Genomic DNA, 22,774 nt, shown 5'->3' on the forward strand with positions numbered 1-22,774 from the left:
ACCACCGGCGAGCCGGCGATCAGGCCGACAGCTCCTGCCGCAGCGCGTCCCGCAACCGCGCCGCCCGCTCGGCGACCTCCCGAGGACCCATCGACACCGCGCGGTCGGCCCACCGCTGCCCCTCCGCCAGCTCACCACGACGCGCGTAGACGAGGGCGAGCCGCAACGCCGCCCGCCCGTGCCCCGCGTCGGCCGCCCGGGTCCACCACACCGCCGCCTCGGGCTCACTCCCCTCCCTGGCCAGCAGCAGCCCCAGATTGAACGCGCCGTTGCGCGACCCCGCCTCGGCCGCCTCCCGGTACCACCGGGCCGCCTCGACGACATCACCTCGCGCGGCCGCGAGCATCCCCACGCGCACCTGCGCCCGTCGGTGCCCCTGGGTCGCCGCCCGCTCGTACCACTCCTCGCACTCGGACTTCTCGTGCGACGGCTCCCCCAGCTCGTGCGGCGACACCGGCGGCCTCCGCGCGTCGAGCACGGCCGCCAGCCGATAGGCCGCCTCCGCGCTGCCGCCCCCCGCCGCGCACCGCAGATGCCGCTCCGCCTCGCGCTCGTCGCCGTCCCGCAGCCGCGCCATCCCGACCTGCAGGGCCGCCTCGATGTGCCCGGCGGCCGCCGCCCGGCCGTACCAGCGCAGCGCGGCCTCGTCCTCACCCCGCTTGGCGCGCAGAATCCCCAGGTTGAAGGCGGCGTCGACGCTCCCCGCCTCGGCGGCCTTGGAGAACCACGGTTCCGCCCCGCTCTCGTCGCCCCCCTGCAGCAGCAGGATCGCCAGCGCGTTCGCCGCTTCCCGGTGCCCGGCGTACGCCGCACGCCGGTACCACGGCTCGGCCTGCGCGATCCGCCCCTGCTCCGCGCAGAGCAGTCCGAGGTTGTAGGCCCCGTTGACGTCGCCGGCCTCCAGGGCGGCCCGGTACCACCGCTCGGCCGTCTGCGTCTCGCCCCGCTCCGCGTGCAGCGCGCCCAGCGCGTTCGCCGCGTTGCCGTCGCCGTCCTGCGCGGCCCGCAGCCACCACACGGCGGCACTGTCCTCGTCCCCCGCGTCGCGCAGCAGGAACCCGAGCGCGCAGGCCGCGCGCGGCTCGCCGTCCTTGGCGGACGTCAGATACCAGCGCCCCGCCTCCTTCAGCTCCCCGCGCCTCTCCAGGATCGCCCCGAGATGGAGCGCCGCCCGCCGATGCCCGCGCGCGGCGGCCTGCCGGTACCACTGCTCGGCCTCCTCCTGCGGGGAAACGCCCGGGGAAGCACCTGCCGGGGCGCCCCGGGACCTGATCGAGGCGGCCCCCGCGAAAGCGCCCGCAGCGGCACCCGAGACAGCCGCGCCGACCCCGGAGACGACCACGCCGCCCGCCCTGCCGACGGACCCGCCCGTGATCACGACACCGTTGTCGGCCCCGCCCTCGTGCACCGCCCGGCGATCGAGGGCGCGGGCCAGCCGGTACGCCGCCTCGCGGTGCCCCCGCTCGGCCGCCACCCGCATCCACTGCCCGGCACCCGCGTCCCCCCGGTGCTCCAGCAGATCGGCCAGCGCGTACGCCCCGAGGACGTGCCCCTGCTCGGCGGACTGCCGCAGCCAGTACTCGGCGGCCGGCTCGTCGCCGCGCTCCCGGTGATACCGCCCGAGGGCGTGCGCGGCGGCCGCGCTACCGGCCACGGCGGCGATCCGCCACCATCCGGCGGCCTCGTCCGCATAGCCCCGCTGGTGCAGCAGGACACCCAGATTGTTCGCGGCGGCGCGGTCGCCCTCGGCGGTCGCGGCGCGCAGGTGGGGTTCGGCTCCGTCGAGATCGCCACGGCGCAGCAGCAGGGCCCCGAGGACGCTCATCGCCTCGACGTCACCGGCCTCGGCCGCGAGCCGCCGACGCGCCTCCTCGACCTCCTCGCCCGTTTCGTCCCGGCTTTCCTCCTGGCCGGCAGGCTGCACAAATCGCCCTGTCTCGAACAGAGTTGCCTTGTCCCCCATAACGTCCATCGTCGCACCACCCGCAACCTGGGTACACCTCGTATACCGCAGCCAGTGAGGTCACTTCAGCGTTTTGTCGACATGCCCACAGAGAGACAAGTCAAACACAGATCCCCCAACTCCCCAGGGCGGCACGGCGATTTCGGCTGTCGGCACATGCGTTCGCACACCACGAAGGCCCGGATCCTTGGAGGATCCGGGCCTTCGCCGCGGTCGACGTCACGTCGACTTCAGTAGCGGGGACAGGATTTGAACCTGCGACCTCTGGGTTATGAGCCCAGCGAGCTACCGAGCTGCTCCACCCCGCGCCGTTGTTCTGCAACCGTATCACGGCGCGGGGGGTGCCTTTCGATCAGCTGCTCTGTGGACTTCCGCTCGGACTCGGGCTGCCGCTCGGGCCAGGGCTGCTGGTGGCGCCGTCTTCGCCGGTGCCGCCGGCCCGCGACTGAGCCTCCTCGGCCCGCCTCAGCGCCGCCTCCAGGTCCTCCTGGGCCTTGCCGTACGCCTCCCAGTCGCCCTTCTTGAACGCCTCCTGGCCGGCATCGAAGGCCTTCTGGACGTCCTTCAGCGCTTCCTGGACCGTCGGATTGTCGGACGTCGGCGGTGGCGGCTTGGTGGTGCCGTCGCCCTCGCCGGTGCCCTCACCCGGCGGCGGAGCCGAACTCTGCGCCCCGAACACCTTGTTGAGGGCTTCGTCGAGGGTGTCCTCGAACGCGGTGTTGCCGCCGTAGCTCACCAGCACCTTGCGCAGCAGCGGGTACTGGAGCCCGCCGCCGCGTACGTACACCGGCTCCACGTACAGCAGTCCGCCGTCCAGTGGCACCGTCAGCAGGTTGCCGTACTCCACCTCCGAGTCGCCGCCTCTCAGCAGCCGGATGGATTCGGCGATGTCCTGTTCGGAGTTGAACTGGCTCTGCACCTGCTTGGGTCCGTTGACCGTCGTGCTCGTCGGCAGCTTCAGGATTCTGATCTTGCCGTAGTCGCTCTTGCCCGCCTCGGCGTCGACCGCCATGAACGCGCTGAGGTTGTCGCGTCCGTTGGGCGTGAACGTCGTCGTCAGCGAGAACGCCTGCTCCGTCTGGTCGGGCATCCGCATGCTCAGGTAGTACGGCGGCACCGCGTCGCCCGACTTGTTGGTCGGGTCGTCCGGCACCTGCCACACCTCGCTGCCGCTGAGGAAGGTGTCGGCGTCCTTCACGTGGTAGCGGGTCAGCAGCTCACGCTGGACCTTGAACAGGTCCTGCGGGTACCGCATGTGGGCCATCAGGTCGGCCGAGATCTGGGTCTTGGGCTCGACGGTGTCCGGGAACGCCTTCATCCAGGTCTTCAGGACCGGGTCCTTGGTGTCCCACTGGTAGAGCTTGACCTCACCGGTGTACGCGTCGACCGTCGCCTTCACCGAGTTGCGGATGTAGTTGACCTGGTTCTGCTGGGCCACCACCGCGCGCTGGTCGTTGGTCGCGGTCAGCGAGTCGGCGGTGGTGTCGCCGAGGGTCGTACGCGAGGCGTACGGGTATCCGTTCGTCGTCGTGTACGCGTCGACGATCCACTGGATCCGGTTGCCGACGACCGCAGGGTAGGCGTCGCCGTCGATGGTCAGCCAGGGGGCGACCGCCTCGACGCGCTCCTTGGGCGTGCGGTTGTAGAGGATCTTCGACCCGTCCCCGATCGCGCCCGAGTAGAGGATCTGCGGCTCGTTGAGCGCGACGGCGTAGGCGGCCCGGTTTATCGGGTTCTGGAGGTCGACCCCGCCCTTGCCCCTGTAGCTGTAGGTCCTCTCGCCGCTGTCGTCGGAGTAGTCGATCTCCTTCTGGGGACCGCCGACGATCGAGTAGGTGTCGGTCTTCTCGCCGTAGTAGATCCGCTGCTCGTACTCACCGAGCTCGCCCTTGGACGGCAGGTCGGACTCGGTGAAGACCGGGCGGCCCTCGGAGTCCACGGAGGTGCCCTTCGCGGCGACCGCGCCGTAGCCGTGGGTGTAGCGGAAGTGGTTGTTGATCCAGTTCTTCTTGTCGATGCCCGCGTAGTTCAGCTCGCGCAGACCGATGACGGTGTCCTGCTCCTTGCCGTCCACCACGTAGCGGTCGACGTCCAGATTGGTCGGGAAGGCGTAGTACTTCCGCATCTGCTGGAGCTGCTGGAAGGTCGGCGAGATGATGTTCGGGTCCATGATGCGGATGCTCGCCGTGGAGTCGACGTCGTCCCGCAGCTTGGTGGTGTCCTCGGTGTTCGCCGTGCCCGAGTACTCGGTGACCTGCGTGCCGTCGATGCCGTACGCCTCACGCGTGGCCGCGAGGTTCTTCTCGACGTACGGGGACTCCTTGGCCTGCTCGTTCGGCTGGACCTGGAACTTCTGCACGATGGCCGGGTACAGCCCGCCGATCAGGATCGCCGACAGCACCATCAGGCCGAAGCCGATCAGCGGCAGCTGCCAGGTGCGCCTCCAGATGGTGGAGAAGAACAGCAGGGCGCAGATGACGGCGATGCAGAACAGGATCGTCTTGGCCGGCAGATAGGCGTTGGCGTCGACGTAGCGCAGGCCCGTCCAGTTGTCCGTCGCCTTGAAGTCGCTGGACTTGACCGCCAGGCCGTACCGGTCGAGCCAGTACGCGACGGCCTTCAGCGCGACGAAGATCCCGATGAGCACGCTCAGATGTCCGGTCGCGGCGGCCGTGGCGCGCGCGCCCGGGCTGGTGACGCGCAGTCCGCCGTACAGGTAGTGCGTGAGCGCGGCGGCGATCAGCGAAAGGATCGCGGCGGCAAAGCCGAAGCCGAGCATGAACCGGTACCAGGGCAGGTCGAACGCGTAGAACGCGACGTCCAGATCGAACTGCGGGTCCTTCTGTCCGAAGGGCACGCCGTTGACCCACATCAGCCAGGTGCGCCACTGGCTGGAGGCGGAGGCGCCCGCGATCAGGCCCACCAGGGCGGTGATCGCGAACAGCAGCCACCTCTTGTACAGCGCGATGCCCATCCGGTAGCGGTCGAGGCTCTGCTGCTCCATCGACATCGCGCTCAGCGGCGGTCGCAGCCGGTGGGCCAGCCAGATGTTGAACCCGACAGCGGCGGCCATGAGCAGGCCGAAGACGAAGAAGAGCCCGATCTTGGTCAGCAGAGTGGTGGTGAAGACGGACGAGTAGTTCACCGACCGGTACCAGAGCCAGTCCGTCCAGAAGCCCGCGAACATGGTGAACGCCATGGCGAGCACGGCAAGGACACCCAGTGTCATGAGCAGGGTCCGGACACGCCGGGACGGGCGGCCCACTCTGATCCGTGGCCCCGTCGGGCCTCCGCCGCGGTCCGGCATCTGGAAAGCCAAGGTGGCACCTCGAAAATCGCTGTTGGTCTGTCGGGCCCCCGTTTTCGTGGGCCGTCCTTGGGCCCCGTGATCGTAGGGCCTCACCTATGCAACTTACTCACGCTTTACTCGGTTCCCGGTTCCGGGTGGGAACGAGGCAGGATTGTGACCATGTCCAACACACCCATGGCGGCGAACCCGCTCACCCGGGCCGTACTCGAGATCGACGAGTACGCCTCCGGCCTCGGCTGGGACCAGCCCGCACGCCTTTTCGCCCTCGTAGACACCGCGCAGCTGCGGGCCCAGGAACCCGCGCTGGCGAGGCAGCTCGGCCTGGGTGACGAGGCGGACGCGACCGGTCTCACCCCGATCGAGCAGGACGAGATCCCGGCGGACAAGCCGCTCGACGAGTTCCTCGGCACCATCGCCTGGCCCGGAGCGGTCGCGGGCTGCGCGCTCACGGTGGAGCGTCTGATGCTTCCGCCGACCGCCGAGGCCCAGGTCCCGGACGAGCTGGACGAGGCGGCCCTCGCCAAGTGGGTCGCCCGGCATCCCGAGCGCCAGGAGGTGCGCATGACCGTCGCCGTCCTGCGCGACGGCACCCGTGACGCGGCCCTGCGGCTGCGTGAGAAGGACTCCCCGACGGAGGTGCTCACCGGGCCCGAGCTGGTCCCGGGCCTCGCCGAGGCGCTGAAGGCCACGTTCGCGGACTGAGCCACCGCGGTACGACACCGGGTACGCGCGCGTGTCCCGGGAACGGCGCCGGGGGCGCCCTCATGATCGAGGGCGCCCCCGGCGCCGTACCGGCCGGTTCGCCGGTCAGCCCTTGGCCGTGCACTGCGGCAGGTCGGCGGTGTCCCCGGCCCGGATGTCCTTCAGGGCGGCGAGGGCGTCGTCGATGGTGTCGACCTTGACCAGGGTGAGGCCGTCCGGGGTGTCGGTCGCGGCGGCCGCGCAGTTGTCGGCGGGCGTCAGGAAGTACTCGGCGCCCTTGTCGCGCGCGCCCACCGTCTTCATCTCGATGCCGCCGATCGGGCCGACCGTGCCGTCGTCGTCGATCGTCCCGGTGCCGGCGACGAACGAGCCGCCGGTGAGGGAGCCCGGGGTGAGCTTGTCGTAGATGCCGAGCGCGAACATCAGGCCGGCGCTCGGGCCGCCGACGTCGGCGAGCTTGATGTCGATGCTGAACGGGAAGGTGTGGTCCGTACCCGCGGAGATCCCGACGATGGCGCGCTTCTCGCCGGTGTCGTCCGAGGTCGTCGTGGTGATCGTGACCTTCTCGGTGCGCACCGGGTCCCGCTTCTCCTTCTCGGCGGCGGCCTGCTCCTTGGCGGGCACGATCGTGAAGACGACCTTCTCGCCGGGCTTGTGCCTGGTCACCAGCTTCGCCACGTCGCCGGGTGCCTTGACCTCCGTACCGTCGACGGCCTTGACGACATCGCCCGCGTGCAGCCTGCCCTCGGCCGGGGAGTCCTTCACCACGGTGGAGACGATCACCCAGGAGGAGACCTTGACGCCCAGTTCCTTCAGGGCCGCGACCTTGGCGCTCTCCTGGGACTGGCTGAACTCCTCGGCGTTCTCCTGGGTCGACTGCTCCTCCGTCTTGCCGTCCGGGTAGAGCGTGTCGTGCGAGACGATCTTGTTGTCGTGGGCCAGCCAGCCGTAGACCGCCTCGACGAGGTTCATCCGGTAGTCGGCGCTGGTCACGCGGACGGTGGTCATGTTGAGGTGGCCGTCCGTCGGGTAGGTCTTGCGCCCCGCGATCTGCAGCACCGGCTCGCCGTCGTGGTCCCCGAGCGTGTTCACCGTCGGCCCCGGGGACATCTCCGCGTACGGGACGCGGATGAGCACACCCGCGCACAGGAGCGTGATGAGCATCAGGGTGGAGGCGAGCATCGTCGCGGTGCGGCGTGGCATGTCACGACAGTACGGGACGGGCGTGTCGGAGCACTGTCAGGGCCGCCTGCCGTTTCAGGGACCGGTGTGGGACTTCTCCATGGCAGCGCGGAAGCGCGCGTAACCGTCCAGCTCCGGGCCGTCGCTGCGGGCCCTACGGGTCCTGTTGGCCCAGGTGCCCCACAGACCCGCGCCGACAGCAGCGACAAGCGGAATCAGCAACCAGGCGAGTGCCGCCATGCCGACCTCCAACCCCATGAGCGCAACTGACTGATCAGCAGATTAACCGTTCACACTGACAACGCTCATACCAGGGGTGTGGTTACGCAACCGGAGTCGCCCGGCTGGGCTCAGCAGGCGCCGACCCATTCCTCGGTGCCGTCCGAGAACCTCTGGTGCTTCCAGATGGGCACCTCGTGCTTGAGGTCGTCGATCAGCTTCCGGCAGGCCTCGAACGCCTCACCTCGGTGCGGGCACGACACGGCGACCACGACGGCGAGGTCACCGACCTTCAGATCCCCCACACGGTGGACGGCGGCCAGCGCCCTCACCGGGAACTCGGCGACGACCTTCTCGGCGACGCGCCGCATCTCGTCCTCCGCGCCGGGGTGACAGGAGTACCCGAGCCCGTCGACGTCGGCGCCTCCGTCGTGGTTGCGCACCGTCCCCACGAACAGGGCCGTCCCGCCCGCGGCGTCGTCCCCGACGGCGCGGAAGACCTCATCGAGGGAGAGCGGCGTCTCGCGGACGCCGATCAGCTTGACGGGGTCGTGGGCGCCCTGCTCCCCCGGGTGATCGTCACTGGCTGCCATGCGTCCATCGTGCCCCACGCGCGCGGGGCACGGAATAGCGCGTTCGCCCGGTACGCGCGTGCGGGGGCTTCGCAGCCTCCTCCAGGAACGGACGTGGTCACGGAGCCGGGAGGGCGCCGCCGCGCCGGTCCGCGCACCGCAGGCCGGGCCCTGCTCAGATCCTGCGTCTCGCCTTCCGGGCCCGGCGCACCACCGCCGCCGCGCCCAGCAGCGCGACCGTCGCTCCCGCGGCGCCCGCCGCCGTCGCGTCCTTGCGGCCCAGCCGCCGTCCGGCCACGGTGTGCCGCCCGGAGACCTCCTCCAGCAGCTCGGCGAGGACCTCCTCGTTGGTCCACCGAGCCCGCCACCCGGCGTCGTGCAGCCGGCTCCCGCTGATCACCCAGGGATACATCGTGTAGGCCAGATCCCCCGCCGGGGAGGGCGTCAGCCCGATGCGGTGCAGCCGGGCTGCGGCCCCGAGAGCCACCGCCGACGGCAGTTCCATCCGCCGGATCCCGCTCAGCTCCTCGACCTCCTCCTGCTCCAGCCACCCGTCGCACCCCACGGCGAGCTCCCCGTCGACCTTCTCCAGGACGGCGTACTCCAGAGCGCTGCACAGGTCCTCGACGTGGCAGAACTGCCAGGCCGGCCGCGAAGCGGCGACGACCAGCAGCCGAGGTGACTCGAAGTACCTGGTCAGCGCCGTGTCCGTGCCGCCCACGAGCACGGCGGGCCGTACCACGGTGACGTTCAGGCCCGGATGCGCGCGGGGCGCCCGCCGCGCCAGCCGCTCGATCTCCAGCAGGTCCCCGACCCCGGTGGCCTCCGCCGTCGCCCGGAGCTCGGCGTCCTCCGACAGCGGCAGCTCGTTGTCCGGCAGCGCCCCGTAGACCATCGCCGACGTGCACAGCACCACACGGTGCACGCCGGCCGCCGCGGCGGCCGTCAGCACCGTCTGCGTGCCGCGCACGTTGTACGCCGTCCGGGCCGCCGCGTCCGCCTCCAGGTCCAGGTCGAGCGCCAGGTGGACCGCGACGTCCGCGCCCCGCAGCTTCTCCGCGATCGCCGGGTCCCGTACGTCGAGGATGTGCCACTGCGCCTGAGCGCACTCCCCACGCCGCTCGTCGATGGCGATGACCTGCTTGATCTCCTCCGACGCCGCCAGCCGCGCGGTGAGCAGCGCTCCCACGCCGGACGCGGCGCCCGTCACGGCGACGACGGGACCGCGCGGGGCGGGGGCCGCGTGGTTTCGCGCTGCGCGAACCTGCGGATCTGGGGAACTCACCAGGTGTCTCCAGCGGTTGTCTTCACATACGAGCGCGAGGGACGCGTACGTACCAGGTGGCATCCATCCTGCCGCAGCCCGTGAGTCGGCGAAGCACCGAGGCCCGATCCGTCCGGGGTGTCTAGGCTGGGTGGTGTTGTCGGGCAGTCGTGCCGCCGGCGGAGACCGGCGGCCTTACCAGCCGAGGAATCCCGTGAGTGACACCCCATTCGGATTCGGCCTTCCGCCGGAGGAGCCGGAAGACGGCGACGAGGGCAAGAAGAAGGACCAGCAGAGCGGTGGTGGTCAGGGGCCGGCCAACCCGTTCGGATTCGGCGGGCTGCCCGGTGCCGGAGGCTTTGGCGGCCCCGGTGCGGACAATCCGCTCGCTGCCATGTTCGGTTCGCTGAACCCCACCGACCTGGGCGCCGCGTTCCAGCAGCTGGGCCAGATGCTCTCCTACGAGGGCGGCCCGGTGAACTGGGACATGGCCAAGCAGATCGCCCGCCAGACGGTCTCCCAGGGCACGTCGGACGGGACGAAGGACGCGAGCGTGGGTCCCTCCGACCGCACCGCGGTCGAGGAGGCCGTCCGCCTGGCCGACCTGTGGCTGGACGACGCGACGTCCCTGCCGTCCGGCGCCGCCTCGGCGGTGGCCTGGAGCCGCGCGGAGTGGGTCGAGGCGACCCTGCCCGCGTGGCAGGAGCTCGTCGACCCGGTGGCCGAGCGCGTCGGCGCCGCCATGGGCGACGTCCTGCCGGAGGAGATGCAGGCCATGGCCGGCCCGCTGATCGGCATGATGCGCTCGATGGGCGGCGCGATGTTCGGTACGCAGATCGGGCAGGCCGTGGGCGTGCTCGCGGGCGAGGTCGTCGGTTCGAGCGATGTCGGCCTGCCGCTCGGCCCGGCGGGCAAGGCGGCGCTGCTGCCGGTGAACATCGCCGCGTTCGGCAAGGACCTGGGCGTCCCCAAGGAGGAGGTGCGGCTGTATCTCGCCCTGCGCGAGGCCGCCCACCAGCGCCTCTTCGCGCACGTACCGTGGCTGCGCTCGCACCTGTTCGGCGCGGTCGAGGGGTACGCGCGTGGGATCAAGGTCGACACGGCCAAGCTGGAGGACGTGGTCGGCCAGTTCGACCCGCAGAACCCCGAGCAGCTGCAGGACGCGCTGCAGCAGGGCATGTTCCAGCCGGAGGACACGCCCGAGCAGAAGGCGGCGCTGGCCCGTCTGGAGACGGCTCTGGCGCTCGTCGAGGGCTGGGTGGACGCCGTGGTGCACGCCGCCGCCAAGCCCCGCCTGTCGTCCGCGGACGCGCTGCGCGAGACCCTGCGCCGCCGCCGTGCCACGGGCGGCCCCGCCGAGCAGACCTTCGCGACGCTGATCGGCCTGGAGCTGCGCCCGCGCCGGCTGCGCGACGCCTCCCGGCTGTGGGCGTCCCTCACGGACGCACGCGGTGTCGACGGCCGGGACGGTCTGTGGGCCCACCCGGACATGCTGCCGACCGCGCACGACCTCGACGATCCGGACGGCTTCGTGCACCGCGAGCAGCTGGACTTCTCCGAGCTGGACAAGATGCTCGGGGAGGCCGCGGAAGGGCCCGGCCTTCGCAAGGAAGGCCAGGACGAGGGTCCCGAGGGCGGCAAGGGCACGGAGGGCAAAGCCGAGTGAACCTGCACGCCGACGCGGTCCTCGTACTGAAGGGTCACGAGGGCCAGGAAGAACTGCGTCAGACGTATCTGGACCATCTGGCGGCTCACCCCGACGGCATGTGGAAGTCCTGCGCGGACGGCCACGTCACGGCGAGCGTCCTGGTGATCGACCCGGATCAGGAACGGGTGCTGCTGACCCTCCACCGCAAGCTGCGCATGTGGCTCCAGATGGGGGGCCACTGCGAGCCGGGCGACGCCTCCCTGGCGGCGGCAGCCCTGCGCGAGGGCACCGAGGAGTCGGGAATCCCCGGGCTGTCCCTGCTGCCCGGCGGCCCGGTTCGCCTCGACCGCCACCTCACGCCGTGCGCCTGGCACCTCGACGTCCAGTACGCGGCACTGGCCCCGGCCGAGGCCGTGGCCGCGATCAGCGACGAGTCCCTGGACCTGCGCTGGTTCGGGTACGACGAGGTCGCGGAGGTCGCCGACGAGTCAGTCGTACGGCTGATGCGGGCGACCCGCGACAGGCTGTGAACGTGTAAGGGGTGCCCTCCAGTCGGGCACCCCTTACCTGTCTGCTCGTCGGACAGTCAGCCCCAGGCGTTGCCCTGGTTCTGTCCGCGCGCCCCGTGCTGGCCCATGCCGAACTGCGCGGCGGCGCCCTGCCCGATGACGGCGTTCTGCGGCGGCAGCAGCTCGCTGGGCTGGACCAGCACATGGCCGGTGCCCATGAAGCTGAGTTCCCAGCCCTCGCCGGTGTTGCCCCGCCGCCGCCACACTCCTGAGGAGTGCGTCTGGGCCTGCATCTGCACGCGCAGCGCGGTGGACCAGGCGACGATCGCGTCGGCGTCGCAGTTGACGTACTTGTCCGGCGTGACCTGCATCATCAAAGGCGCGCCCGAGGTCATCAGCGCGACCTTGCCACGGCCGGTGATGTTGAGCTGGTACTTCCCGGAGCCGGAGATGCCGTAGAGGCTGTCGACGGCGATGACCTCGTGGTGCAGCCCGGAGTCCATCGCCAGCACGTAGCTGCTGTCGACGGTCAGCCCTTCGTGGTCCACGTCCACGAGGTGGACGTGCTGCTTGAGGTTGGCGAGATAGACCGTGCCCTGCCCGTGGCAGCGCATCAGGTCCAGTCCCTCACCGGTGCGCGCACGCGCGCGTGTGGCGCTGTTGCCCTGGAACTCGGCGTCGAACTCGACGAGCCCCTGGTAGGCGACCATGGTGCCCTTGCGGGCCAGGATGTCGTCGTGGCCCTCCAGGACGACGCGGAGCATCTGCTTGTTCTGCAGGCTCCAGCGCTCCTGGCTCTGCTGGTCGTTGAAGGCGAAAATCGGACTCTGCATGGTGCGGTGCTCCCCCTCAGCCCCGGAACCGGAGGCGGTCGGTGCTGTCCTCGCTGGGCTGGACGACGACGATGCCCTCGCCGGAGAAGGCCATCTGGTAGGCCTCGCCGCTGCCCCTGCCGATCAGCGACTGCGCCTTGAAGCTGCGCTTGCCCTTCACCTTCAGGTTCGGGGACCAGGCGACGAGCGCGTCAGGGTCGACGTAGGTCTCGTTCTCGCCGCCGCCGCAGTCGACGACGATCGGCTTGCCCCGGGAGGTCAGCGCGACCCAGCCCTGCCCGGAAATCCTGGTGTTCCACAGGCCCTGTCCGGCGAACTTCGCGAGCCCCTTGACCCGCTCGACGCCCCAGGTGAGGTGGGCGTCGAAGGCGAGCAGGTTGGTGGCGTTGACGGAGATGCCGTCGCCACTCAGGTTGATCACGACGACGTTGGCGCCGTAGTCGGCGAGGTAGAGCAGTCCGTCACCGGAGCACTTCATCAAGGGCGCGCCCTCGCCGGTGAGCCAGTCCTTCGCGATCTGGCGTACCGCCGGCGGGTTGGGCTCGTACTGGATGAAGCCCTCGTAGGCGACCATCGAGCCCACGCGCGCGAGGATGTCGTTGCCGGTCTGCATGGCGACCTTCAGCATGTGGTTGCCGTGGTTCTCCATGCGGGCGGTGACGGGTGCGGGAGCGTAGCCCGCGAGCGGCTGGTTCATGACGGGCTCTCCCTCAGATCTCGTACGGCTGGACGACGATGAAGTTCCCGGGCGCGCCCCGGAACTGCAGATTGACGCTCTCCCCGGTGTCCCCGGGGTAGGCGTTGCGGCGCATCCGCACCTGACTGGAGACGATCACCTGGGAGGCCGCGGACCAGGCGACGACGGCGTTGCAGTCGGCGAACGTCGTCGGCGTGACGGGCAGCACCACGGGCGTGCCGTGCGTCTTGACGACGATGGTGCCGGTGCCGGTGAACTGCATCGTGAACAGCGCACCGCCGGGGATGCCGTGGCCCTCGACGCGGCGCACCTCGTACTGGAGGCTCTCGTCGAAGGCCAGGACGTTCTCGGCGGAGACGCAGATGCCGTCGCCCTGGAGTTCGATGGGGTGCAGCATGGTGGAGCTCTCGGCGAGGAACACCTGCCCCTGGCCCGTGCAGCGCATCAGCTGCATCTCCTGGCCGGTCGCGCTGCCCGCGATCCGGCCGCTGAACCCGGCGCCCTTGTAGCTGAACTCGACCTTGCCCTGGTAGAGCACCATGCTGCCCTGCCGGGCGAGCACGGGCTGACCGCCGATGCCGAGGTCCACACGGACGAGCTTCTTGTTCTGCTGCGTCCAGCGCTGACCGGTCGGCGTCTCCTTGAACTGCTGGAGCGCACCGGCGACACCGGGTGCCTTGGCGACCCCCTGGGGCGCGGCCTGCGGCGCGCCGTAGGGGGCCTGCCCGTAGCCGGGGGGCGGCGTCGGCTGCCCGTAACCGGGGGGCGTGGTCGGCTGTCCGTGACCCGGGGCCGATGCCTGGGGCGCGGGCGGTTGTCCGTAGCCAGGGGGCATCGGGGCGGTCTGGCCCGGTACGCCCTGGCCGTACGGGGGCTGCTGGGGCGGCTGGCCGTACGCGGGCTGCGGCTGGCCGCCGTACGGCGGCGCGGGTGGGGAAGCGGGCGGCGGTACGGCGGCACCGCCGGGCGGCGTCATGGGCGCGACGACGGTGGGCGCGGTGTGCACCTGCGGCGCGGGCGTCGGGGCGGGAGCCGGAGGCGGGGTGGCGCCGGCGGGCGGCGCGAATCCCTGTGCGGCGGGCTGCGGTACGGGAGCCGGCGTCGGGGCCGGTCCGGACGGGGCTCCGAACGCGGGCGGCGCGGCAGCCTGCGCCGGCGGGGCGAAACCGGGGGCGCCGCCGGCCTGGGGCTGCGGCTGCGCGGGCGCCTCCTCTTCGAGCACCTCGCCGCCGAAGTTCTTCAGCAGCGCGTCCAGGCCGCCGTCGAAACCCTGGCCGACGGCGGCGAACCGCCACACGTCCTTCAGATAGAAGTCGCCCAGCATCACGGCCCGTTCGGTGGAGAACTCCGAACCGTCGAACGCGTACCGGGCGACTTCCTGGCCGCCCGCGACGATACGGATGTAGCCGGGGGCGATCTGTGACATCTGCCCGGCGCCGTCGAGGGTCGCCGTGAACGAGAGCCTGTGGATCCGCGACGGAATCTTGTCGAGCGTGACCCGGAAGGATTCCGCGTCACCCGCCTGTGCGCCCAGGAGCTGGATGGACTCCTCGGGGGACTTCGGCTGGTTGAAAAAGACGAAGTACCGGTCGTCCGAGAGCCGTTCGTCGGCGTCCAGGCCGAAGCAGCTGATGTCGAACGTCAGTCCGGGGCCCGAGATCTGCACACCCACGTACAGATCCGTGCCCGCCGTCAGGTCACTGATCCTGGCCTTGTGGCCGCGTTGAAATTCCCTGGCCATGCGTAACGACCGTCCCCCATCACGAAGTACAAGTGCGTCGCGCCAGGCTAACGGCAAACTCGGACACCGGACGAGGTCGGTACAGAGCCGGTACACAACCACTTTCCGGGCCATGCCCGCGGCACACGCCTCCCGGATCGCGCGGGCCGATCACTCCCCGCGCGCGGTGGGCAGATGCGGCAACCGGTCCGCCGCGACCACCCCTTCGAGGTAGCCCCGGGCCCGTTCCGTACGGGGGTAGGCGTCCAGCAGCCGCCAGAAGCGTGGCCCGTGCCCGGGCACCAGCAGATGCGCCAGCTCATGGACCAGCACGTAGTCGACGACGTACTCGGGCATGCCCTGCAGACGGTGCGACAGACGGATGCTGCCCTCGGACGGGGTGCACGAGCCCCAGCGTGTGTTCTGGTTCGTGACCCAGCGCACCGATTTCGGCCGCGCGCGGCCGTCGAAGTACTGGGCGGACAGCCGCTCGGCCCGCTCGGCCAGCTCCACGTCGCCCAGCACCCGCTTGCTCTCCTGGGCGGCCAGCTTGTCGAGCATGACGGTCACCCAGCGCTGCTCCTCCGCCTCCGACATCCGGGCGGGGATCAGCACGACGGTGCGATCGCCCTCTCGATACGCGGAGACCGTCCGGCGTCGACGGGTACTCCGGCGCACCTCGATCACGCGCGCCCCCGAGCCGCCCGGCGGCGGGCTCGTCGTGCTGCGCTTCGGATTTCCGGCGCGATGCAGTGGGTCGGCGGACACGCCCCGACGTTACCCGCTGCACATGGGGGAAGTCCCGAGTCCGGGACGGTTCGATTCCGATCGCCCACCATGCGTTTGATTTGTAGGACAAACATCCCCCGCCTGTGGACAACTTTCGGCGCCGCGGGTCCGGGGCGGGCATGCTGACACCCGGCGCCGAAGACCCGCCCGGGCCGCACCGGCCCGGCCGCCTTCGTCGACGAACAGCAACGTTCCGGAACTCTCGGAACTTTCCTGGCTACGGGGGCCTGTCATGCATCCGATGGTGAAACCCGCGCTGCGGCGCGGCTGGCGCGATCTCAGCACGGTGCAGTTCGGTATGACGCCGGCGCACGCAATGACGCTGGGCCCGATGGACATCGCGACCGGCAACTTCCTGGACCTGCTCAACGGCACCCGCGGAATGCCGCTCCTGCGCGAGGAGGGCCGCCGGATGGATCTTCCCGACGGCCATGTGGACGAACTGGTCCGGCGGCTCGCCCGGTCCGGAATCCTGGACGACGCGAAGGGTGGTGGACCCGACGCCGACGCCCTGCGCGGCAAGCAGGCCGTCCTCGACCGGCTCCGCCCGGATCTGGCCACGCTGTCCCTGACGACCACCGAACCGGGCGAGGCGATGGACCGCCTCGCCGCCCGCCGCTCCCTGCGCGTGCAGGTACGGGGGGCCGGCCGCGTCGGCGCCACGGTCTCCGCCCTGCTGGCGGCTGCGGGCATCGGTGAGGTGGACGTCCGCGACGGCGGCCATGTGGAGCCCTGGGACGTGGCGCCCGGCGGGCTGCCCGCCGACTCGGTCGGCGAGCGCCGCGACGAAGCCGCCCGCCGCCTGGTCCGCCGGGCCGCCCCGGACGGCCCCCCGCGCCGCGACCGGCAGAACCCGGCGCGGGCCGCCGACCCGGGTTTCTCCCTGGTGATCCTCACCCCGCGCGACGACGTCGCCGTGCACGCCCCCGCCCCGGACACGGCAGAGCCCTTGATCACCTCCGGTACGCCCCACCTGTACGCCGGGGTGGTCGAGGGCACCGGCATGGTCGGCCCGTTCGTCCTGCCGGGCGAGACGAGCTGCGCACGCTGTCTGCACGAAGGCAGGACCGACCGGGACCCGACATGGCCCCGCCTGGTCGCCCAGTGGCACTCGGGCCGCCGGCGCTCGGTCCGCGCATGTGACGTGACCTTGGCCACCACGGTCGCCGGCCTGACGGCCGCGCACGCCCTCGTCTTCCTCGACGGCCACCCTCCCACCAGCGCGGGAGCCCGCTGGGAGATCTCCGTCCCCACTCTGCAGTGGCACGCCCGACCCGTCTGGGCACATCCGGAATGCCCGTGCGGCGCGGCGGAGAGGGGTACGGAGAAAACCGACAGGGAACGCGCCGCCGAGGACGGGACGGCGCACGAGACAATGGCGGTGGAACGGTCGTCAACGGAGGTACGCCGTCGGGCAGGCGCGGCGCGCCCGGCTGTGACTTGGAGGGCGCATGTCTGATCTTCCCCGCAAGGCGGTCACCCGGACCGCCAAGCTCGCCGCGCTACCGCTCGGCTTCGCCGGGCGGGCGACCTGGGGTCTCGGCAAGCGGATCGTCGGCGAGTCCGCGGATCTCGTCGGCCGCGAACTGCAGCAGCGCACCGCGGAGCAGCTCTTCAAGGTGCTGGGCGAGCTCAAGGGCGGCGCGATGAAGTTCGGGCAGGCGCTGTCCGTCTTCGAGTCCGCCCTGCCCGAGGAGATCGCCGGGCCCTACCGGGCGGCCCTGACCAGGCTCCAGGACGCGGCGCCGCCGATGCCGACGCGCACGGTGCACAAGGTGCTCTCCGAGCGGCTCGGAAAGGACTGGCGGACGCTGTTCCAGGAGTTCGAGGACAAGCCGTCCGCCGCGGCCTCGATCGGTCAGGTGCACCACGGGGTGTGGCACGACGGCCGCGAGGTGGCGGTGAAGGTGCAGTACCCGGGAGCCGGCGAGGCCCTGCTCTCCGACCTCAACCAGCTGAGCCGTTTCGCACGCCTGTTGGGCCCGCTGATCCCCGGCATGGACATCAAGCCCCTGATCGCGGAGCTGAAGGACCGCGTCTCTGAGGAGCTGGACTACGGACTGGAGGCGCAGGCCCAGCAGGAGCACGCCGAGGAGTTCGCCGACGACCCGGACTTCTTGGTGCCCGCCGTGATCCACCAGTGCGACCAGATCCTGATCACCGAGTGGATCGACGGCATCCCGCTCTCGGAGATCATCACGGACGGCACCGAGGAGCAGCGCGACCGCGCCGGCCAGCTCCTCGCCCGCTTCCTGTTCTCCGGCCCCGCCCGCACGGGACTGCTGCACGCCGACCCGCACCCCGGGAACTTCCGCCTCCTGCCCGGCGACCCGGAGGAGGGGGACGACTGGCGCCTCGGCGTCCTGGACTTCGGCACGGTCGACCGTCTCTCGGGCGGGCTGCCGACCCCCATCGGCGACTCCCTGCGTATGACCTTGGACGGCGAGGCACAGGCCGTCTACGACCTGCTCCGCATCGAGGGCTTCGTCAAGGAGTCCATCGAGCTCGACCCCGACGCGGTCCTCGACTACCTCCTGCCGATCATCGAGCCGGCCCGCGTCGAGGAGTTCACCTTCACCCGCGGCTGGATGCGCAGCCAGGCGGCCCGGGTGGCCGACATCCGCTCCCCCGCCTACCAGCTCGGCAAGCAGCTCAACCTTCCCCCCGCCTACCTCTTGATACACCGGGTGACCCTGAGCACCATCGGCGTCCTGTGTCAGCTGAACGCGACGGTCCGCCTGCGCGAGGAACTGGAGGAGTGGCTGCCGGGCTTCGTGCTGGAGGACGACCTGCCGGCGGACCTGGAGGAAGGGGACCCGGCGGCGGTCGAGGCGTGAGGTCAGCGCCCGCAGGGGAAGGCGCTCACCACCACGCCGAGTCCAGGCGTCCCTCGATGGCGCGGAGGTTCTGCCGGGAACAGCCTTCGCAGAAGTACTGGCGCGTGCTGTTCTCCACGGAGCAGGTCCAGGTCGGCTGGGGAGTGCGGGCCTGGGTGCCGCAGCGGGCGCACACGAAAGGGCGGGGTTCCGGGGCGGAGCCGCCCCTGTCGCTGTCTCCGGGAGGACTCGTCACCTCGCCGACGATATCCCCGTGACCGGCTGAACCCGGGATACAACGCACCGCGGGGGCCGGTCCGTGCGGACGGACCGGCCCCCGCGGTGAAGCATCCGCCTCCTCGGACCCGCTCGGGTCGGGAGGCCACCGCTTCAGGTGTGTCGGCTACTGCATGACAGCCATGGCCAGCGCCCGGCGGGCACGCCGGGAGGCGCGCTCGGCCCGGCGCTGCATCCGGCGGGCCGTGAGCAGGCTCGCGGCCCGTCGCTGCTCCCGCGCGTCATGCAGGCGGTCGTGCATATGCGCACGCGCCAGGGCTTCTGGGATGAGTTGCATCTCTCGGGTCCTGTTCTGACGCGAGTCGTTCGCGCCGGTGGTGGTGACGTCTGTTGTCGCGGAGCCGGTGGGCTCGTTGGTGGACGGCTTCATCGGGGCCTGCTTCTGGGGGTTGTGCGTGAGGGGACGGTCGATCGTTCCGGTGGTGTTCATGCCGTGACCGGGTTCTTCCGCGGACGGCCACGCGGCCGCTTCCGGGCGACGACGACACCCTGGACGAACAGCTCGCCACCCCAGACGCCCCAGGGCTCACGCCGCTCCTTGGCCCCGGCGAGGCAGGCCTCGACCAGCGGGCAGGTACGGCACAGGGACTTGGCGTACTCGACGTCCGCCGGGGACTCGGCGAAGAAGACCTCCGGGTCGTACGAACGGCAGGGGACCGGTACGCCGAGGTTCTCGATGGCGTCGTCGAGCGCGGTGAGCGCAGTGAGCGGGATCAAGGTGGAGTCCTCCGTGAGGCCGGGCGGGGGGATCGTTTCGGAAGGCGGTACGGACGGGGCGTGCGCTTCGAGTTGCACGGTGTCGGCTTCCTCGTCTGGTCGTTCCGGTCGGGTGGGACCGGGTGGCGGCTGGTACCGGGTTCTGTTCTTGTCCCGAGGCCCCTTCGCTCCGTCGTCCCGTTCGGGACAAACAGAAGGGCCGCGGATCCCGGATGGGGTTCCGCGGCCCTGAAGGCGCCGGCCTGATCGTCGATCAGGCTGGATCACTCCAGGGTTCTGGCCCACGGAAGGCCCACATCTGGTGGTGCTGCGTCGTCTGCTTCCGGAATCCGGCACCGGTCGCCGTAAGGGCATAGGCATGGGCCTGTGCCACTACTGCTGCTTCCAGTGCCTTGGTCGGTCGCTCATCGCGCTCACGGACGGGAAGGCCCGCGAGAGACAGGGAGGACGCCGGCCGGACGGCACGAATGCCGGACAGACCGGTGCCGGGGTTGGAGATGCCGAGCATGCACAGGGAAGCGACCGAGCGATCGGTCATTTTGACGATGCTGATGGAGCTCTTCTTGATGCTGATCACTGGACTCGCCTCCTCTCGGCGTCTCGGTGGGCCGGCGTCAACCAGCCCTGCGGATATGTAAGTAGAACACGGAATCAGGGCCTCGGAGAAGGCCGCCGTTCCCGTGCCTAAGAACCTATGGGGATTGCTGGGGCATGCGCAAACTATTTTTTCGACGAGTTGGTATCAGTCCCCGTCTCCCTCAGCCTGCGGCTCTTGGCCTGCGCAGATGGCGAGAACATCGGCTCCGTAGCGGTTGAGCTTGCGCATCCCGACGCCTGGGATCCGCGCCAGCCCGCCCTCGTCGTCCGGGGCGGTCTCGGCGATCGCCACGAGAGTCTTGTCGGTGAAGACGCAGAAGGCGGGCTGGCCGCTGCGCCGGGCCTGCACCGCACGCCAGTCCCGCAACCGCTCGTACAGCCCTTCGTCCATGTCGGAGGGACAGTCCTCACAGCGCATCAGCTTCATCTCACCGGCGTCGGTGAGGGTGCGACCGCAGACACGGCAGCGGGCGGGTGCGCGCTGCGTCCGTCGCGGGGCGCTGACGGCACCCATGCGGCTGACAGCGCTGGAGTGACCGCGCTCGATGCCGCCCGCCGCGCCGGCGACGGCACGGCCCGAAGCCGTCCCTGAGCCGGGCCGCAGTCCGTCGAGGAAGCGGCTCGGGCGGCGGCTCGGGCGGCCGCCGGGCGAGCGGGCGAGCGCCCAGGAGACATGCAGGTGAGAGCGGGCGCGGGTGACGCCGACATAGAGGAGGCGGCGCTCCTCCTCGATCTGCTCGTCGGTCTTCGCGTAGGTGATCGGCATCATCCCCTCGGCGACGCCGACCAGGAAGACGACATCCCACTCCAGGCCCTTGGCCGAATGCAGGGAAGCGAGGGTGACGCCCTGCACGGTCGGTGCGTGCTGGGCGTTCGCCCGCTCGTCGAGTTCCGCGACGAGGTCCGCGAGGGTGGCCCCGGGCCGCGCGGCCGCGAAGTCCTGGGCGAGGGCGACGAGCGCGGCCAGCGACTCCCAGCGCTCTCTCACCGCACCGGACCCGGCCGGCGGCGTGGACGTCCAGCCCTCCCCGGAGAGCACCGCACGCACCTGCGACGGCAGGTCGACGGCCTCGTCGAGGAGGGAGTCGTTGCCGCCGAAACGGGCTGCGCCACGCAGGGCGATGCCGGCCTTGCGCACCTCGGGCCGGTCGAAGAACCGCTCGGCACCGCGCAGCTGATAGGGGATGCCGACGTCGGCCAGCGCCTGCTCATAGGTCTCGGACTGGGCGTTCGTACGGAACAGGACGGCGATCTCGCCGGCCGGGACGCCGGAGTCGAGCAACTCGCGGATGCGGCGGGCGGCGCCCTCGGCCTCGTCGGGCTCGTCGGTGTACTCGGTGTAGACGGGCTCGGGGCCCGCGGGGCGCTGGGAGACCAGTTCCAGCCGGTGGTCGGCGGCGCGGCCACGGGCCTGGGCGAGCAGTCCGTTGGCGAGGCGGACGACCTGGGGCGTGGAGCGGTAGTCGCGGACGAGTTTGACGACGGTGGCTCCGGGGTGGCGGGTACGGAAGTCGAGAAGGTAGTCGGGGGTTGCGCCCGTGAACGAGTAGATCGTCTGGCTGGCGTCGCCGACGACGCACAGGTTGTCCCGGTCGCCCAGCCAGAGGTCCAGCAGGCGCTGCTGAAGGGGGCTGACGTCCTGGTACTCGTCCACCACGAAGTGCTGGTACTGAGCACGTACCTGGTCGGCGATGTCGTGCCGGTCCTGGAGGACGGCGACCGTCAGCAGCAGGACGTCCTCGAAGTCGATCACCGCGCGGTCGCGTTTGAGGTCCTCGTAGGCGGTGTAGACCTGGGCGATCTCGGCGGGATCGCGGGGGGCCTCACGGCCGGCCTTCGCGGCCGCGAGCGCGTAGTCGGACGGGACGGTCTGGGTGACCTTGGACCACTCGATCTCACCGGTGACGTCCCGCAGCTCGCCCCGGTCGAGTCGGATGCGGCAGGCGGCGGCCGCGTCGGCGACGAGCTGGACCTTGCGGTCGACCAGACGGGGCATCGCACCACCGACTGCTTTCGGCCAGAAGTACTGGAGCTGGCGCAGGGCCGCCGAGTGGAACGTACGGGCCTGGACCCCGGCGGCGCCGAGCTGGCGGAGGCGGCCGCGCATCTCGCCGGCGGCGCGGTTGGTGAAGGTGACGGCGAGGACGCTGGACGGGTGCAGGATTCCGGCGCGTACGCCGTAGGCGATCCGGTGGGTGATCGCCCGGGTCTTGCCGGTGCCCGCGCCCGCCAGCACGCACACCGGTCCGTGCAGCGCGGTGGCGACCTCGCGCTGCTCGGGGTCGAGCCCGTCGAGCACCGCGTCGGCCGTGTCCGGTACCCGCGGGAAGAGGGTGGAGTGCGTTGCTGCTGTCACACGGCCATGCTGCCAGGTCGCCGGAGAAGGGTGAGCCGGTTGTCCACAGGCGGGGCCACGCGGTCGTACTAATGCGGCGGGGATCACGTCGTCGGGCGTCGGACGTCGGGCAGCGGCGTCAGGCATCGGCGTCGGGCGTCGGGCGTCGGGCCGCGGACGCTCTGTCGGGACAGCCGGGAATGGCGCCGACATCGCGTATGTTCCCCCACTGCTACGACTTCCCCGACCCGCCGAAGGAGCGCGAGAGACATGCCGGGCACTGTGACGATGTACAGCACCACGTGGTGCGGCTACTGCCGCCGGCTGAAGAGCCAGCTGGACCGCGAGGGCATCGCGTACGACGAGATCAACATCGAGCAGGACCCGGACTCCGCCGCGTTCGTGGAGAAGTCGAACGGCGGGAACCAGACCGTCCCGACCGTGCGCGTCATGCCGGCAGGCGGCGTGGAGGTCGTCATGACCAACCCGAGCCTGGCACAGGTGAAGCGGGCGCTGGGCGCCTGACCCAACCCCGGTTCGACCTGCGCGGAAAGGGCGCCGGGGGGCGCGCGCACCCTATGCGGATTGGCCACCGCGACAAGGC

The 22,774-nt window shown here is 71.0% G+C and carries 21 protein-coding genes and 1 tRNA gene; 6 read left to right on the plus strand and 16 right to left on the minus strand.

Annotation, left to right across the window (positions count from 1 at the left end; translation table 11 throughout):
- Positions 1 to 19: 19 nt before the first annotated feature.
- From ACWCPM_RS23585 to ACWCPM_RS23595, 3 genes are all read right to left on the minus strand, one after another.
- Entirely contained in the window at positions 20 to 1,972 is a 1,953-nt protein-coding gene (locus ACWCPM_RS23585) for a tetratricopeptide repeat protein (RefSeq protein ID WP_450978217.1), read from the minus strand.
- A gap of 225 nt (positions 1,973 to 2,197) precedes the next feature.
- Positions 2,198 to 2,271, minus strand: a tRNA-Met gene (locus ACWCPM_RS23590).
- 44 nt (positions 2,272 to 2,315) lie between these two features.
- Positions 2,316 to 5,270, minus strand: coding sequence for a UPF0182 family membrane protein (locus tag ACWCPM_RS23595; RefSeq protein WP_450978242.1), 2,955 nt, complete (start codon positions 5,268 to 5,270; stop codon positions 2,316 to 2,318).
- Between the two features lie 162 nt (positions 5,271 to 5,432).
- Here ACWCPM_RS23595 and ACWCPM_RS23600 point away from each other — a divergent pair, with 162 nt between their 5' ends.
- Positions 5,433 to 5,975, plus strand: a complete 543-nt coding sequence (locus ACWCPM_RS23600; protein ID WP_450978218.1) for a PPA1309 family protein — start codon at positions 5,433 to 5,435, stop codon at positions 5,973 to 5,975.
- A gap of 105 nt (positions 5,976 to 6,080) precedes the next feature.
- Here the strand turns inward: ACWCPM_RS23600 and ACWCPM_RS23605 are convergent, their stop codons facing one another.
- The 4 genes from ACWCPM_RS23605 to ACWCPM_RS23620 form a co-directional block, all read right to left on the minus strand.
- Positions 6,081 to 7,178, minus strand: a complete 1,098-nt coding sequence (locus tag ACWCPM_RS23605) for a YlbL family protein (protein WP_450978219.1) — start codon at positions 7,176 to 7,178, stop codon at positions 6,081 to 6,083.
- 54 nt (positions 7,179 to 7,232) lie between these two features.
- Positions 7,233 to 7,415, minus strand: coding sequence for a hypothetical protein (locus ACWCPM_RS23610; RefSeq protein ID WP_385376916.1), 183 nt, complete (start codon positions 7,413 to 7,415; stop codon positions 7,233 to 7,235).
- A gap of 92 nt (positions 7,416 to 7,507) precedes the next feature.
- Entirely contained in the window at positions 7,508 to 7,969 is a 462-nt protein-coding gene (locus ACWCPM_RS23615) for a molybdenum cofactor biosynthesis protein MoaE (RefSeq protein WP_450978220.1), read from the minus strand.
- 154 nt (positions 7,970 to 8,123) lie between these two features.
- A complete protein-coding gene (locus ACWCPM_RS23620) occupies positions 8,124 to 9,233 on the minus strand; it encodes an SDR family oxidoreductase (protein WP_450978221.1) in 1,110 nt (369 codons plus the stop codon).
- Positions 9,234 to 9,426: 193 nt separating this feature from the next.
- On the opposite strand from ACWCPM_RS23620, the gene ACWCPM_RS23625 reads away from it, so the two are divergent.
- Positions 9,427 to 10,878 carry a zinc-dependent metalloprotease gene (locus ACWCPM_RS23625; RefSeq protein ID WP_450978222.1) on the plus strand — a complete coding sequence of 484 codons (1,452 nt, stop codon included), beginning with the start codon at positions 9,427 to 9,429 and terminating at the stop codon, positions 10,876 to 10,878.
- Positions 10,875 to 11,390 carry an NUDIX hydrolase gene (locus ACWCPM_RS23630; RefSeq protein ID WP_450978223.1) on the plus strand — a complete coding sequence of 172 codons (516 nt, stop codon included), beginning with the start codon at positions 10,875 to 10,877 and terminating at the stop codon, positions 11,388 to 11,390. Before ACWCPM_RS23625 ends, ACWCPM_RS23630 begins: the two co-directional genes overlap by 4 nt.
- A gap of 56 nt (positions 11,391 to 11,446) precedes the next feature.
- Here the strand turns inward: ACWCPM_RS23630 and ACWCPM_RS23635 are convergent, their stop codons facing one another.
- The 4 genes from ACWCPM_RS23635 to ACWCPM_RS23650 all read right to left on the minus strand — a co-directional run bounded on the left by ACWCPM_RS23635 (position 11,447) and on the right by ACWCPM_RS23650 (position 15,387).
- Positions 11,447 to 12,202: an AIM24 family protein gene (locus tag ACWCPM_RS23635; protein ID WP_450978224.1), complete on the minus strand. Its 756-nt coding sequence runs from the start codon at positions 12,200 to 12,202 to the stop codon at positions 11,447 to 11,449.
- Positions 12,203 to 12,218: 16 nt separating this feature from the next.
- On the minus strand, positions 12,219 to 12,899 hold the full coding sequence (locus ACWCPM_RS23640) for an AIM24 family protein (protein WP_450978225.1): 681 nt from the start codon (positions 12,897 to 12,899) through the stop codon (positions 12,219 to 12,221).
- Between the two features lie 13 nt (positions 12,900 to 12,912).
- Positions 12,913 to 14,640, minus strand: a complete 1,728-nt coding sequence (locus ACWCPM_RS23645; protein WP_450978226.1) for a TerD family protein — start codon at positions 14,638 to 14,640, stop codon at positions 12,913 to 12,915.
- Between the two features lie 150 nt (positions 14,641 to 14,790).
- Positions 14,791 to 15,387 (minus strand): M48 metallopeptidase family protein, encoded by a 597-nt coding sequence (locus ACWCPM_RS23650; RefSeq protein ID WP_450978227.1) that lies wholly within the window; start codon positions 15,385 to 15,387, stop codon positions 14,791 to 14,793.
- 253 nt (positions 15,388 to 15,640) lie between these two features.
- Here ACWCPM_RS23650 and ACWCPM_RS23655 point away from each other — a divergent pair, with 253 nt between their 5' ends.
- Together ACWCPM_RS23655 and ACWCPM_RS23660 are read left to right on the plus strand one after the other, a co-directional pair.
- Positions 15,641 to 16,867 carry a TOMM precursor leader peptide-binding protein gene (locus tag ACWCPM_RS23655; RefSeq protein WP_450978228.1) on the plus strand — a complete coding sequence of 409 codons (1,227 nt, stop codon included), beginning with the start codon at positions 15,641 to 15,643 and terminating at the stop codon, positions 16,865 to 16,867.
- Positions 16,860 to 18,245 carry an ABC1 kinase family protein gene (locus ACWCPM_RS23660; RefSeq protein WP_450978229.1) on the plus strand — a complete coding sequence of 462 codons (1,386 nt, stop codon included), beginning with the start codon at positions 16,860 to 16,862 and terminating at the stop codon, positions 18,243 to 18,245. The genes ACWCPM_RS23655 and ACWCPM_RS23660 overlap by 8 nt, the downstream gene beginning before the upstream one ends.
- Positions 18,246 to 18,270: 25 nt before the next feature.
- Here the strand turns inward: ACWCPM_RS23660 and ACWCPM_RS23665 are convergent, their stop codons facing one another.
- From ACWCPM_RS23665 to ACWCPM_RS23685, 5 genes are all read right to left on the minus strand, one after another.
- Entirely contained in the window at positions 18,271 to 18,480 is a 210-nt protein-coding gene (locus tag ACWCPM_RS23665; RefSeq protein ID WP_450978230.1) for a hypothetical protein, read from the minus strand.
- 147 nt (positions 18,481 to 18,627) lie between these two features.
- Positions 18,628 to 18,951: a hypothetical protein gene (locus tag ACWCPM_RS23670; protein WP_450978231.1), complete on the minus strand. Its 324-nt coding sequence runs from the start codon at positions 18,949 to 18,951 to the stop codon at positions 18,628 to 18,630.
- Positions 18,948 to 19,316 carry a WhiB family transcriptional regulator gene (locus ACWCPM_RS23675; RefSeq protein ID WP_030668930.1) on the minus strand — a complete coding sequence of 123 codons (369 nt, stop codon included), beginning with the start codon at positions 19,314 to 19,316 and terminating at the stop codon, positions 18,948 to 18,950. The genes ACWCPM_RS23670 and ACWCPM_RS23675 overlap by 4 nt, the downstream gene beginning before the upstream one ends.
- Positions 19,317 to 19,491: 175 nt before the next feature.
- Positions 19,492 to 19,815, minus strand: coding sequence for a hypothetical protein (locus ACWCPM_RS23680; RefSeq protein WP_450978232.1), 324 nt, complete (start codon positions 19,813 to 19,815; stop codon positions 19,492 to 19,494).
- 165 nt (positions 19,816 to 19,980) lie between these two features.
- The gene (locus ACWCPM_RS23685; RefSeq protein ID WP_450978233.1) at positions 19,981 to 22,191 is read right to left on the minus strand and encodes an ATP-dependent DNA helicase UvrD2; all 2,211 of its coding nucleotides are present in this window, start codon (positions 22,189 to 22,191) and stop codon (positions 19,981 to 19,983) included.
- Between the two features lie 249 nt (positions 22,192 to 22,440).
- Between ACWCPM_RS23685 and ACWCPM_RS23690 the strand changes: the two genes are divergently transcribed.
- Positions 22,441 to 22,695, plus strand: a complete 255-nt coding sequence (locus ACWCPM_RS23690) for a mycoredoxin (RefSeq protein ID WP_450978234.1) — start codon at positions 22,441 to 22,443, stop codon at positions 22,693 to 22,695.
- Positions 22,696 to 22,774 lie beyond the last annotated feature (79 nt).

The organism is Streptomyces sp. NPDC002309 (assembly GCF_053593375.1).

What these genes read in the sequence shown, in the direction of transcription:
- ACWCPM_RS23690 (WP_450978234.1), top strand. Translation starts at nt 22,441, where the DNA reads ATGCCGGGCACTGTGACGATGTACAGCACCACGTGGTGCGGCTACTGC.
- ACWCPM_RS23655 (WP_450978228.1), top strand. Translation starts at nt 15,641, where the DNA reads ATGCATCCGATGGTGAAACCCGCGCTGCGGCGCGGCTGGCGCGATCTC.
- ACWCPM_RS23595 (WP_450978242.1), bottom strand. Translation starts at nt 5,270, where the DNA reads ATGCCGGACCGCGGCGGAGGCCCGACGGGGCCACGGATCAGAGTGGGC.
- ACWCPM_RS23640 (WP_450978225.1), bottom strand. Translation starts at nt 12,899, where the DNA reads ATGAACCAGCCGCTCGCGGGCTACGCTCCCGCACCCGTCACCGCCCGC.
- ACWCPM_RS23610 (WP_385376916.1), bottom strand. Translation starts at nt 7,415, where the DNA reads ATGGGGTTGGAGGTCGGCATGGCGGCACTCGCCTGGTTGCTGATTCCG.
- ACWCPM_RS23670 (WP_450978231.1), bottom strand. Translation starts at nt 18,951, where the DNA reads ATGAACACCACCGGAACGATCGACCGTCCCCTCACGCACAACCCCCAG.
- ACWCPM_RS23585 (WP_450978217.1), bottom strand. Translation starts at nt 1,972, where the DNA reads ATGGACGTTATGGGGGACAAGGCAACTCTGTTCGAGACAGGGCGATTT.
- ACWCPM_RS23645 (WP_450978226.1), bottom strand. Translation starts at nt 14,640, where the DNA reads ATGGCCAGGGAATTTCAACGCGGCCACAAGGCCAGGATCAGTGACCTG.
- ACWCPM_RS23615 (WP_450978220.1), bottom strand. Translation starts at nt 7,969, where the DNA reads ATGGCAGCCAGTGACGATCACCCGGGGGAGCAGGGCGCCCACGACCCC.
- ACWCPM_RS23605 (WP_450978219.1), bottom strand. Translation starts at nt 7,178, where the DNA reads ATGCCACGCCGCACCGCGACGATGCTCGCCTCCACCCTGATGCTCATC.
- ACWCPM_RS23635 (WP_450978224.1), bottom strand. Translation starts at nt 12,202, where the DNA reads ATGCAGAGTCCGATTTTCGCCTTCAACGACCAGCAGAGCCAGGAGCGC.
- ACWCPM_RS23660 (WP_450978229.1), top strand. Translation starts at nt 16,860, where the DNA reads ATGTCTGATCTTCCCCGCAAGGCGGTCACCCGGACCGCCAAGCTCGCC.
- ACWCPM_RS23600 (WP_450978218.1), top strand. Translation starts at nt 5,433, where the DNA reads ATGTCCAACACACCCATGGCGGCGAACCCGCTCACCCGGGCCGTACTC.